Annotated in this window: 11 protein-coding genes and 1 other RNA gene; 3 read left to right on the forward strand and 9 right to left on the reverse strand. The window is 70.4% G+C overall.

Features of this window, described 5'->3' with window-relative positions:
- The first annotated feature begins 32 nt into the window (after positions 1-32).
- Positions 33-1,115 (forward strand): CaiB/BaiF CoA transferase family protein, encoded by a 1,083-nt coding sequence (locus tag G514_RS27375; protein WP_051247609.1) that lies wholly within the window; start codon positions 33-35, stop codon positions 1,113-1,115.
- Between the two features lie 309 nt (positions 1,116-1,424).
- On the opposite strand, the gene ssrA is transcribed toward G514_RS27375, so the two are convergent.
- The 8 genes from ssrA to G514_RS0117065 all read right to left on the reverse strand — a co-directional run bounded on the left by ssrA (position 1,425) and on the right by G514_RS0117065 (position 8,574).
- Positions 1,425-1,793: a transfer-messenger RNA gene (ssrA, locus tag G514_RS29940) on the reverse strand.
- Positions 1,794-1,899: 106 nt separating this feature from the next.
- Positions 1,900-2,721, reverse strand: a complete 822-nt coding sequence (locus G514_RS0117035) for an amidohydrolase family protein (protein WP_342662592.1) — start codon at positions 2,719-2,721, stop codon at positions 1,900-1,902.
- 83 nt (positions 2,722-2,804) lie between these two features.
- Positions 2,805-3,281, reverse strand: a complete 477-nt coding sequence (gene smpB, locus G514_RS0117040; RefSeq protein ID WP_028652740.1) for an SsrA-binding protein SmpB — start codon at positions 3,279-3,281, stop codon at positions 2,805-2,807.
- Between the two features lie 64 nt (positions 3,282-3,345).
- Entirely contained in the window at positions 3,346-3,516 is a 171-nt protein-coding gene (locus G514_RS30745) for a DUF6767 domain-containing protein (protein WP_169576479.1), read from the reverse strand.
- A gap of 53 nt (positions 3,517-3,569) precedes the next feature.
- Positions 3,570-4,832, reverse strand: coding sequence for a M23 family metallopeptidase (locus G514_RS0117050; protein WP_157544922.1), 1,263 nt, complete (start codon positions 4,830-4,832; stop codon positions 3,570-3,572).
- Positions 4,833-4,928: 96 nt separating this feature from the next.
- Entirely contained in the window at positions 4,929-5,840 is a 912-nt protein-coding gene (gene ftsX, locus G514_RS0117055) for a permease-like cell division protein FtsX (RefSeq protein WP_028652742.1), read from the reverse strand.
- A 6-nt stretch (positions 5,841-5,846) separates the two neighbouring features.
- On the reverse strand, positions 5,847-6,536 hold the full coding sequence (gene ftsE, locus G514_RS0117060; RefSeq protein WP_028652743.1) for a cell division ATP-binding protein FtsE: 690 nt from the start codon (positions 6,534-6,536) through the stop codon (positions 5,847-5,849).
- Positions 6,537-6,639: 103 nt separating this feature from the next.
- A complete protein-coding gene (locus tag G514_RS0117065) occupies positions 6,640-8,574 on the reverse strand; it encodes an alpha-amylase family protein (protein WP_084152175.1) in 1,935 nt (644 codons plus the stop codon).
- Between the two features lie 26 nt (positions 8,575-8,600).
- On the opposite strand from G514_RS0117065, the gene G514_RS0117070 reads away from it, so the two are divergent.
- Together G514_RS0117070 and G514_RS27380 are read left to right on the forward strand one after the other, a co-directional pair.
- Complete coding sequence (locus G514_RS0117070) at positions 8,601-9,233, forward strand: hypothetical protein (protein ID WP_028652745.1); 633 nt, start codon at positions 8,601-8,603, stop codon at positions 9,231-9,233.
- Between the two features lie 65 nt (positions 9,234-9,298).
- Positions 9,299-11,077, forward strand: a complete 1,779-nt coding sequence (locus tag G514_RS27380) for a fibronectin type III domain-containing protein (protein ID WP_084152176.1) — start codon at positions 9,299-9,301, stop codon at positions 11,075-11,077.
- Between the two features lie 36 nt (positions 11,078-11,113).
- Here the strand turns inward: G514_RS27380 and prfB are convergent, their stop codons facing one another.
- A complete protein-coding gene (gene prfB / locus G514_RS0117080; protein ID WP_028652746.1) occupies positions 11,114-12,232 on the reverse strand; it encodes a peptide chain release factor 2 in 1,119 nt (372 codons plus the stop codon).
- Positions 12,233-12,355: the final 123 nt, after the last annotated feature.

Below are 12,355 nucleotides of genomic sequence, written 5' to 3' on the forward strand. Positions count from 1 at the left end.
CCGATCACGTCGATCCAGCTGCTTTGGCAGGCATGCGCGTAGTCGATCTCACGAGCCTCTTGCCCGGGCCGCTGGCCAGCATGATCTTGGCCGACTTCGGTGCCGACGTAGTCCACGTCGAGCGACCGGGTGGCGATCCCTCGCGACAGCTTGCTGCGAGGTTCGGGGAAGACAGCGCCTTGCACGCTTGGGTCGGCCGGAACAAGAGGTCGATCGTCAAAGACCTGAAGGACCCAGCCCAGCTCAGTGTGGTCTTGGATCTCATAGCTGACGCGGATGTCGTGCTTGAGGGGTTTCGGCCGGGAGTAGCAGCCCGGCTTGGTATCGACTACGCCGCATGCCGACGCGTCAACCCGTCCGTCATCTATGGATCGATCACGGGCTACGGGTCGGACGGGATCATGCGCGAGCGTCCCAGCCACGATCTGAACATCGCGGGGATCGCCGGACTCCTCGACCTCGCAGGTAGGGGCGAACGTCCGCGGCAGCTCGGATTCCCGATAGCGGACGTCGCCGCAGGTTTGAACATGGCCATCGGCGTGCTAGCGGCCTATGTGCACAAGCAGCGAACGGGACAGGGTCAGCAGATAGATGTGAGTCTGCTCGGAAGTGCTGTCGGCCTCATAGGCTCCCAACTCTTGGAGTCACTGACAGACGGCGAGATCAACCATCGCTCCGTCAGCACCGGGAACGACCCCGCGTACCGCATTTATGAGACCAAATGCGGTCGGCATCTGACCGTGGCGTGCCTTGAGGAGTCCCTGTGGGGAAACCTGTGCGTCGCCCTCGGAGCTGATCACCTGACCTCCCTCCGCCACAGTGACGCACAGAAGGTCCATCGGGCGTTGGAGGTGATCTTCCTCAGCAGAACGCGCGCCGAGTGGGTCGATCTCTTGAGCGGCGCAGATGTCGCGTTCGGAGTCGTCAACAACATCGGTGAGGTCCTAGAGGACGAGGCCGTCGACATCGACTGGCACTCTGCGACCCGGCCCGGACCCGATATCGGGCCGCAGTTGCCGACAGCGATTCGCCTTCGAGAAACGCCGCCGGCCTTTCGATCTCTCGCCTGTAGCCTCGACACCGGAGCGGTCGTCAGCTGGAGTCCGGCGGTCTAGGCCGACACTCGATCCATGTGGCCTGATGAGCGCGCCGCTGTCGTGCTTAGCGTCCAGTGATCAGCGTGCCGCCGATCAAGTTGAGGCGGGTCTGGGACAGGCCCGCGAGAGGTCGACGAGTGCAATGAGGTCGCAAGGTGCTCTATGCGAACCAGCGCAGGGGCTCGCTAACGGATTCTGAGTTCACTCAGACCCCCATGCCGCCCGCAGCGCGCCACGACACCGGGCGCCGGAACAATTCGTGGCCGGCGCCAAGGCGTCGGCCACGAATTGTGCGAACAGGGTGCCGCGAATTGTGCGAACACCCCGTGGTGGAGCTGGCGGGAATCGAACCCGCGTCCTCGAGCGTCGAACCAGGTCTTCTCCGGGTGCAGTCTGTGATGGCGTCTTCTCAGCCCCGGCGCTCGCACAGACACGTCGCCGACGGACTCAGTCAGGTTTGAGTCCCGGTCACCCCTCCTGACTGGGGGTGAACAGCAAGTCTCCTAGATGACGCCAGGGTCCGGGACGGAGACGGATGCCCGGTCTGACGCTTCGATCACCGCTCAGGCGGCGAGAGCGAAGGAACTGCGCTTAGCGTTGGCAGTTGTGTTTTCCAGCGGTCGTTTACGAGATGTCGCTGGCTCCTCGACCCGCTTCTCCTGGAACTAACGTCCCAAGTCGAAACCGATCAGCCCCTCTTGAGTTGTTGGCTTCGAGACGGTCGCAGCGCGACCTTCTCAACCACCGGTGAGTCTACGGGGTGCAACCGACTACCCGCCCCCGAGATTCCCTCCGGGGCCACTCAGGGCCGGACGGAGCGCTCGGCGCCGAACAGCCCGGCGCCGTTCTCCCAGCAGACCGCCCGCAGCCAGTCGTCGCCCAGGTCGAGGCGGGCGAGGCCCTCGAGCTGGTGGGCGTAGGGGTACGGGATCGTCGGGAAGTCGGTGCCGAGCAGGATCTTGGGCTGCAGGTCGACCAGACGCGGCACCAGCCAGGCGGGGTAGGGCATGCCGAAGAAGTCGGTGAACACCATCGTGGTGTCGAGCCGCACGTGCTCGTGCTCCTCCGCCAGCCGCAGGAAGCGCACCACCTCCGGCGCACCCATGTGGGCGACGATGATCGGCAGCCTCGGGTGGCGCTCGAGCAGCCGCTGCATCGAGTCCGGCCCGGTGAAGTCGTTGCCGACCGGCCCCGAGCCCGCGTGCACCAGGATCGGGACGCCGGCGTCCTCGAGCGGCCCCCAGACGTCGTCGAGCAGCGGGTCGTCGAGGTGGAACTCCCCCACCTGCAGGTGCAGCTTGAACAGCTCGACCCCGGCCTCGACCAGCTCGCCGACGTACGCCGCGACGCCCTCCTCGGGGAAGAACGTCGCCGACCAGATCACCTCGGGGACGTCGGCGGCGAAGGCGCGCGACCAGTCGTTGAGGTACGCCGCCACGCCGGGCTTGTGCGCGTAGGGCAGCGTCGAGAAGCGGCGCACGCCCATCGCGCGCAGCAGCTCGACGCGCTCCTCGTGGGGCTGGCGGTAGCGGATCGGCCACTCGCGGCCGATCTTGGGGCCAGCGGTGTCGAAGACGTTCCAGACCGCCTTCTGGATGTTGGGCGGCAGGAAGTGCACGTGCACGTCGAACAGCCCGGGCAGCCCGAGCCCCTCCCAGAACGCGCGGACCGGCGCGACGTCGTCGGAGCGATCCGGCGCCTCGAGGCTCAGTCGATCCCCTTGAGCCGGCGGCCGACAGCCTGCTCGGTCTCGCGGTTGGCCTGGCGCTCGGCCAGGGCGTGCCGCTTGTCCCAGGTCTTCTTGCCCTTCGCGAGCGCGATCTCGACCTTGGCTCGGCCGTTGAGGAAGTAGAGCGACAGGGGCACGATCGTGAACCCCTTCTCGCTGACCTTCCGCTCGATCTTGTCGATCTCGTCGCGGTTGAGCAGCAGCTTGCGCTTGCGGCGGGCGGAGTGGTTGGTCCAGGTGCCCTGGGAGTACTCCGGGATGTGCACGTTGTGCAGCCACGCCTCGCCGCGGTCGATGTCGACGAACCCGTCGACCAGCGAGGCCCGGCCCTCCCGCAGCGACTTCACCTCGGTGCCCTGGAGCACGAGGCCGGCCTCGTAGGTGTCCTCGACGGCGTAGTCGTGCCGCGCCTTGCGGTTCTGCGCGACGACCTTGCGCCCCTGCTCCCTGGCCATCCCGCCATTCTGTCAATGAGCGCAACTCGCTTACGGGGTGCCCGCCGTCTCCGCCTGAGGTCCGTCACTTCGTGAGCGCGGCCTCGCGGCGCAGCTCGGCCAGCCGATCGCGCAGGTTGGGGTCCTGCATCACCAGCCAGACCAGCCCGCAGTCCTCGGGGCCGGTGACGCCCGGCAGGCACAGGGAGCACGCGTCACCGATGCGGATCGGGCAGCGCGGGACGGGCCTCGTCACGCTTCGACGGTAGGGCGCCCGAACGGCGACGGGCAGGGCCCGAGGTCCTGCGCCTACAGGTACTTCATCGGGTCCACCGCGGTGCCGTCCTGCAGCACCGTGAAGTGCAGGTGGCAGCCGGTGGACCAGCCCGTGGAGCCGACGTAGCCCACGATGTCGCCGCGCGCGACCCGGTCGCCGACGCCGACGCGGTACGAGGTCGCGTGGTTGTAGACGACGGTGAGGTTGTGGCCGTTGACCTTGCCGACGTCGAGGTAGAGCCGGTTGCCGTAGACCGAGGAGTAGTAGCGCGAGATCACCTTGCCGGCCGCGGCGGCGCGCATGCCTTCGCCGCAGGAGACGCCGAAGTCGGTGCCGTCGTGGAGGCCCCAGTAGCCGTAGATCGGGTGCACCCGGTAGCCGAACGGCGAGGTGACCGAGCCGTTGACCGGCGCGAGCAGGAACCCGTCGTCGCTGCCGACGAAGCCCGTGCTGTGGTCGGCGGCCGCCGCGGCGATGATCAGCTGCTTGATGTGGCGCTCTTGCTTCTTGAGCTTCGCCAGCTCGGCCTCGTCGCGCGCCTTGGCCCGCTCGGCGTGCCGCTGCGCCTTCTCGCGGGCGGCGACGGTGAGCGTCACCTGGTCCTGGGCGAGCAGCGCGTCGTTGGCGGCTTGGTCGGCCTCGTTCTTGAGGCGCTGGGTGTTGGCAAGCTGCTGGGCGGCGAGGTCGGCCTGCTCGTCGGCCGCGGCCTCGGCGGCCTTCACCTCCTCCTTCTGCGCGCGCAGCTGGAGCTCGGCGGCGTGCAGCTGGTCGAACACCGCACTCTGGTCCTCGACGAGCGTGTCGGCGTACTCCATCTTGCGGATCAGGTCGGCCGGGGTCTGCGCGTCGAGGTAGCCCGTCCACGCCATCAGCTCGGGCGAGCCCTGCTGGTAGAAGGCCACGACGGTGTCCTTGACCCGGACCTGCTGCGCGTCGAGCGCCGCCTGCCCCGCGACGACGTCGGCCTTGGCCTGCGCGAGGTTGGCCTGCGCGGTCTCGAGGGCGGCGCGCATCGCGGCGTCCTGCGCCTCGGCGGTCTGGAGCTGCGAGAGCGCGTCGGCGGCCCGCGCCTGCTTGTCCGCGAAGTCCGCCTGCGCGGCGGCGAGCTGCGCCTCGGCGTCGGCGAGCTCGGCCTTGGCCCGGGTGATCGCCTTGCTGGCGTCCTCCACGTCGGCCTGCGCCTGCTGGACCTGCTGGTGGACCTGATGCTGGCGGTCCTCGAGGTCGCCGTCGCGGTGCGCCTGGGCGGCGGGTACGCCGAGTCCGAGGGTCGCCGCGATCAGGAGGGTCGCCAACGCAGGACGGTTGGCGGCGCCGGGGAAGTAGCGCACGTCGTGCCTAACAGTCGGGGAAGTAACTGATCGGTCGTCCCCGACGGTAAGGGCCCGAGGTCAGACTTTGAGGTATTTGCGCGTCAGTAGGAGTGTCGGCAGCAGTGTGAGCGCTGGGCCGAGGATCGCGATGACGACGAGCGCGGTGGTGTACTCCTGCGCCCCGATCCACGGCATGAACTTCACCGAGTCGGCGATCCGCTCGTGCACGCCGAACCACATGAACGCCCCGAGCGTGCCGCCGGCCAGGGCCACACCGATGACCGCGGTGACCACCGCCTCCATCAGGAACGGCAGCGCGATGTAGAGCGTCGAGGCGCCGACCAGCCGCATGATCGCGATCTCCTTGCGCCGCGCGAACGCCGCGAGCCGGATCGTGTTGGCGACCAGCAGCAGCGCCGCGACCAGCAGGAAGACGGCGATCCCCCACGAGCCGTACTTGAGCGCGTCGAGCCACTCGTAGATCGGTTTCAGGGTCTCGTGCACGTCGCGGATCTGGCTCACGCCGTCGAGCCCCTGGACCTCGCTCTCGATGCCCTGGAACTCCTTCGGGTCCTTGAGCGTGATCCAGTAGGACTCCGGCATGTCGGCCGCCGTGAGCGCGGGGTTGTCGCCGTCGAACTGGTCGGCGCCGTAGAGCTCCTTGACCTTCTCGAACGCCTCCTCCTGCGACTCGAAGGTGTACGACGCGACCTCGGGGTTGCCCTCCATGGCCTCGACCACGCGCTGCTTCTGCTCGTCGGTGGCGCGGGCGGCGCAGGCCGGGTTGGTGTCGCCGTCACGGCAGAGGTAGACCGTGACCTGGAGCTGGTCGCCGAGGAAGCGCGTCGCGATGTCGGACTGCTGCTTCATCAGCACGCCGAGGCCGAGCAGCGTCATCGACACGAACAGCGTCAGCACCACGGCAATGTGCATAGACAGGTTGCGGCGCAGGCCCGAGCGGAGCTCGGAGAAGACGTAGCGGAACTGCATCGGCCCTCAGCCCGCCGCGCCGTAGGCGCCCTGCGCGTCGTCGCGGACGACGCGGCCGTGGTCGAGCTCGATGACCCGCTTGCGGAGCTGGTCGACCACGTGGACGTCGTGGGTCGCCATCAGCACGGTGGTGCCGGTGCGGTTGATGCGGTCGAGCAGCTTCATGATCCCGGCCGAGGTGGTCGGGTCGAGGTTGCCGGTCGGCTCGTCGGCGATGAGGATCATCGGCCGGTTGACAAAGGCGCGCGCGATCGCGACCCGCTGCTGCTCACCGCCGGAGAGCTCGTGCGGCATCCGCTCGCCCTTGCCGTCGAGGCCGACGAGCTCGAGCGTCTGCGGCACGACCTTCTTGATCTCGGCGCGCGACTTGCCGATCACCTGCAGCGCGAACGCGACGTTCTCCGACACGGTCTTGTTGGGCAGCAGCCGGAAGTCCTGGAAGACGGTGCCGATCTGGCGGCGCAGCCGCGGCACCTTCCAGCCGGCGAGCCGGTTGAGGTCCTTGCCCGCGACGTGCACGCGGCCGCCGGTCGAGCGGGTCTCGCGGAGCACCAGCCGCAGCGCGGTCGACTTGCCGGAGCCCGACTGGCCCACGAGGAAGACGAACTCGCCCTTCTCAATGTCGATGCTCACCTGGTCTAGCGCAGGCTTGGCCGTGCCCGGGTAGGCCTTGCTGACCTTCTCGAACCGAATCACGTGGGTCGACATTACGGGGCGGGGCGTTGAATCCGGACTTCCGCCGGTCGAGTCGGGCGAATCGACCGGCAAAACCACCGACTCGACCGGCGGAAGTCCGGATTCAACGATCCACGACCCACCAGGCGGCGTACGCCGGGAGCCAGAGCACGCCGTCGCCGCCGGCCTCGAGGACCTGGCCGGAGAGGGCGTCGTACGGCGCGGCGAGGCCCTCGGCCCGGAGCCGGTGCAGGTGGAACGGGCGCCGCTCGGCGGAGACGTTGTAGAGGCCGACCATCGGACCGCTCGCGTGCCGGCGCACCACGGCCAGGACGCCGTCGTCGGTGTCCGGGAGCACGATGGTGTCGGCAGAGGCGTGCAGCTGCGGGAGGCCGGCCCGCACCCGGGCGAGGTGCGCCAGCCCCGAGAAGACCCGCCCTGCCAGGGTCGACCGGTCGTCGCGAGCGGATGCGAGGCCCCAGTCGAGCCTCGGCCGGTGCGCCCAGCGGTTGTCGTCCGCGTGGCCCGCCTCGTCGGCCCAGCCGGGGTTGTTGGGCTGGGCGAGCTCGTCGCCGCTCCAGATCACCGGGATGCCGCCCCAGCCCGCGGCGATCGCGTGCGCGAGCAGGATCCGCGCCTCCTCGTGCCCCGCCAGCGAGGCGGCCGTGCCGCTGATCCGCCGGTCGCCCGTCTCGGCGTTGGCCTGGAAGACCAGCCCCTCGGCCCACGAGCCGGGGAAGGTGCCGGCGTACCAGTCGGCGAGGAAGTGCCGGTGGCCCGGCCCGGTGACGCCGGCCGCGTGGGCGTCGGAGTCGTCGATCGCCCAGCCGATGTCGTCGTGGCAGCGCACGTAGGTGACCCAGGTGCCGGTGCCCGGCGTCGGCGGCAGCGCATGGAAGGCCTGCCGGGCCAGGATCGTGTTGCCGGTCGCGAGCATCGACCAGATCTGCACCATCAGGCTGTTGTGGTAGGCGAGGTCGCTGACCCGGCCGGCGTGGCGGCCGGTGCCGAGGTACTGCACCAGGTCGCGCGGCCCGACGATCGCCTCGGCCTTGAAGGCCACGGCCGGCGCCGCCATCCGGGTCAGCGCGTGCAGCGCCTGGGTGATGGCGTGGACCTCGGGCTGGTTCTGGCAGCTGGTGCCCATCCGCTTCCACAGGAAGGCGATGGCGTCGAGCCGGAGCACCTCCACGCCGAGGTTCGCCAGCCACAGGATGACCTCGGCGAGCTCGGCGAGCACCGCGGGGTTGGCCCAGTTGAGGTCCCACTGCCACTCGTTGAACGTCGTCCAGACCCACCCCGCCAGCTCGTCGTCCCACGTGAAGCTGCCGGGCGCGAAGTCGGGGAACACCTCGGGCAGGGTCCGCTCGTAGGCGTCGGGCAGGTCGCGGTCGGGGAAGACGTGGAAGTAGTCGCGGTACGCCGCCTCGCCCGCGCGGGCCCGCGCCGCCCACTCGTGCTCGCGCGCGACGTGGTTGAGCACGAGGTCGACGACCAGGCTGATGCCGCGGCCGCGCAGCGTGGTCGCCAGGTCGCGGAGGTCCTCGGTCGTGCCGAGGTCGTCCCGGACGGCGCGGTAGTCGCGGACGGCGTAGCCGCCGTCGTTGTCGCCCTCGCGCGGGGCGAGCAGCGGCATCAGGTGGAGGTAGGTGACCCCCAGCTCCTCGAGGTGGTCGAGCCGCTCGGCCACGCCCCGCAGGTCGCCGGCGAACCGGTCGGCGTAGCACGCGTAGCCGAACATGCCCGGTTGCTGGAGCCAGTCGGGCGTGAGCAGCCGGTGCTGGTCGAGCTCGTGGAGGTCGGCAGGCCGTTCGGCGTACGCCGTCGCGGCGGCCCGCACCAGCCGGGCCAGCAGGCCGTCCGCGACCTGCGGATCGGGGTGGAGCTCGGCGACCGCGGCCTCGAGGTCGGGCCAGTAGCGGTCGAGCCGGAGCGCGAAGGCCCGCCTCCGGTCGGGGCTGAGCCCACCACCGCCGACGAGCGCGTCGAGGCCGGGGCGAGCCTCGAGCTGCCCGGCGGCCACGGCGTGGATCTCGCGAGGTGCGCCCATCCGGGGCATCCTCGCACCGCCCTACGCTCTTCCGCATGCGGCTCCCCTTCGGCTACCTCGTCCTCGCCGGAGTGGTGACCGCGGCCGTCGTGGGCGGGGGCGTGCTGGCGCTCGGACACGACGACGAGGAGCCGCCGCCGAGTCCGGCCAAGGAGACCTTCAGCACCACCGCGCTGGCCGACTACGACACGGCCGGTGCCGTGGTCGCGCGGGACTCCTTCTGCGACGCGGTCGACGACCGGCAGGTCACCGCCGCGCTGGGCGGCGAGGCCGCCGACTCGTCGTCGTGGGCGAACGGCGACACCGTCGACCTCGGCAGCGGCACGGAGGACGTCGCCCACGAGTTCGGCTGCCGCTACACCGCGGCGGACGGCGCACTCGCCCAGGCGTGGGTGTTCGCCCCGCCGGTCGACGCCACGACCGCCGACCGGCTGGTCCGGGCCGCGGGCAAGGCGGCGAGCTGCCAGGCCGGGGCCGGACCGGCGTTCGGCTCGCCGGGCCTGGCCCTGACCTGCACCAAGGACGGCCGGGTGCGCGCGTCGTACCGCGGGCTGTTCGGCGACGCGTGGCTGGTCTGCGAGGTCGAGCGGCAGGCGGACGCCGGCGTGGACCTCGCCGACGTGGCGGGCCGCTGGTGCGTCGGGGTGCTGGAGGCGGCGGTCGGCTGAGCTCGGGCGGCGGGTGATCCGTTCGGGCTGTGGCATCAGCGTGAGCGACAGGGTTGGGTGTGCGCATGAGAACTCGGGCCCTGACCCTGACCGTCCTCGTGCTCGGCGCCCTCTGCGCCGGCGCCGCTTCGGCCACCGCGGACGACGACGGCGGCGGCGCGCCATCCCTCCCCCACTCCGCCCACGGCCAGCAGGCGATCGAGCTGCTCGGCGACCGGCTCGACGAGGCAGCCGCCCTCAGCGACTGGACGCCGCCGCAGCTGCGCGAGGTGCTGGCCACGGATCCGACCGCCTGGGTCGACCGCGACGGCCGGGTGTTCTACAAGGAGGTGACCGCGCTCGGCGACGAGCCCGACGCCTACGACAGCGCCGACGCGCCGCCGTTCCCCCTCGACCAGACGTTCCTGCTGCACAGCAACCCGGCCTCGACCAAGAAGCTGTTCATCGACTTCGACGGCACCACCGTCTCCGGCACCCGGTGGAACACGAACTACGCCTTGCCCAACGGCTCCTACCCGGCGTGGGACCCCGACGGCAACGGCGAGGCGTTCACCGACGGTGAGAAGGAGAGCATCCAGACGATCTGGCAGCGGGTGTCGGAGGACTACGCACCCTTCGGCGTCGACGTCACCACCGAGGACCCGGGCGAGGCCGGCCTGCTGCGGACCAACGCCAGCGATCAGGCCTACGGCACCCGCGCGCTCGTCACGCCCAGCACGGTCGCCGAGGGCGCGATCTGCGGCACCCCGGTGCCGTCCTGCGGCGGGGTGGCCTACATCAACGTCTTCGGGCAGACCGAGCCTGACGGCTCGTCGCACCAGCCGGCGTGGGTCTTCCCGCAGTCGCTGAGCCAGAACCCCAAGAACATCGCCGAGGCGGTCGCCCACGAGGTCGGCCACAACTTCAGCCTGCAGCACGACGGCGTCACGACCGCCTCCGCGCAGTCGGTGCTGCCGAAGTGCGCGACCGTGACGGGCTACTACTGCGGCCACGCCCAGTGGGCGCCGATCATGGGTGTCGGCTACTACAAGCCCGTCGTGCAGTGGAGCAAGGGCGAGTACGCCAGCGCCAACAACACCAGCCAGGACGACGTCTCGCTCATCGCGGGGAAGGCGCCGTACCGCGCCGACGAGAACGACGGCACCATCCCCGGGGCCGGCGTCGTCCTGCCGACGGCGGCGCCGGCGCGCATCACCACCCGCACCGACACCGACACCTACCTCCTCGGCACCTGCTCGGGACCGGTGACGGTGACCGCCACGCCCTGGCCGCTGAGCCCGAACCTCGACATCAAGCTCGACCTCCTCACGGCGGGCGGCGCCGTGCAGACGTCCGCCGACCCCGCCGCGACGATGGTCGACACCGAGACCGCGAGCGGCCTCGACGCCGCGATCTCGACCAGCGTGCCCACCGGCGTCTACTACGCCCGGGTCGACGGGGTCGGGATCGGCACCGGCGCCACCGGCTACACCGACTACGCCAGCATCGGCTCCTACACCCTCGCGGCCACCGGTTGCGCGATCCTGCCGCCCCCGCCGCCGGTCTCGGCGCCCGGAGCTCCGGCCGTCATCAAGGTCGCGAAGGGCAAGAAGGGCGGCAAGAAGACCGCCTCGGTGGCGTGGGCCGCGCCGGCGAGCACGGGCGGGACGCCGATCACGGGCTACCGCGTGACCGTGCTCAAGGCCAAGAACGGCAAGGTCGTGCGGACGGCGAACGTGGCCGCCGGCGTGACGTCGTACGTCGCCAAGAAGCTGAAGTCGGGCAAGTACAGGTTCGCCGTGGTGGCCCTCAACGCGGTGGGCGCGAGCCCGCAAGCGCTGTCGAAGGCGGTCAGGGCTCGCTGAGGCGGAGCGCCTGAGGCGTGCGGTCGAGAGCTGGGCTCAGTTCTCGGCCGCGCGCTCCGCGCCGCGGCGCCACCGGATGCCGGCCTCGAGGAACCCGTCGAGGTCGCCGTCGAAGACCGAGCTCGGGTTGCCGACCTCGTAGCCGGTCCGCAGGTCCTTGACGATCTGGTAGGGGTTGAGGACGTAGTTGCGCATCTGGTCGCCCCAGCTGGCGGCCACGTCGCCCTTGAGCTCCTTGAGCTGCGCGGCCTCCTCGGCCTTCTTCAGCGCGAGCAGCTTGGCCTTGAGGATCACCATCGCGCTGGCCTTGTTCTGCAGCTGGCTCTTCTCGTTCTGGCAGCTGACGACGATGCCGGTCGGGATGTGGGTGAGCCGGACCGCCGAGTCGGTGGTGTTGACCGACTGCCCGCCGGGGCCTGAGGACCGGTAGACGTCGACCCGGACCTCCTCGTCGGGGATCTCGATGTCGTCGGTCTGCTCGAGCAGCGGCACCACCTCGACGGCGGCGAAGCTGGTCTGACGGCGGCCCTGGTTGTCGAACGGGCTGATCCGGACCAGCCGATGGGTGCCGGCCTCGACCGAGAGGGTGCCGTAGGCGTACGGCGCGTGGATCGCGAACGTCGCCGACTTGAGCCCGGCCTCCTCGGCGTAGGAGGTGTCGAAGACCTCGACCGGGTAGCCGTGCTGCTCGGCCCAGCGGGTGTACATCCGCATCAGCATCTCCGCGAAGTCGGCCGCGTCGACCCCGCCGGCGCCGGAGCGGATCGTGACCAGCGCGTCGCGCACGTCGTACTCGCCCGAGAGGAGCGTGCGGACCTCGAGCGCCTCGACGCTCTTCCTGATCTTGGCCAGCTCCGTCTCCGCCTCGGCGAGCGTGGAGTCGTCCCCCTCCTCCTGGCCGAGCTCGACCATGATCTCGAGGTCGTCGAGGCGGCCGGCGAGGGCGGTGACTCGGTCGACCTCACCCTGCAGCGCCGAGAGACGACCGGTGACGCGGGTGGCGTTCTCCTGGTCGTCCCAGAGGTCCGGAGCGGCGACCTGGACGCCGAGCTCGTCGATCTCGCGGCGCATCGCGTCGAGGTCGAGCACCTGCTCGATGGTGCTCATGGTCGCTCTGAGCTGCTTGATCTCGGTGTCGAACTCGGGTCCTGCCACGAGGGGCAACGTTACTGCGGGGAGCCACGGCGCACCGATTCGTGCGACGGGCTCGTGCGGCAGACCCGGCCCGCTCCCCGCCGTTGCCGCGGCGCCCGGACGGCGTGCACCTCGCAGTCAGGT

Source organism: Nocardioides halotolerans DSM 19273 (genome assembly GCF_000422805.1).
In the GTDB taxonomy this organism is placed as follows: domain Bacteria; phylum Actinomycetota; class Actinomycetes; order Propionibacteriales; family Nocardioidaceae; genus Nocardioides; species Nocardioides halotolerans.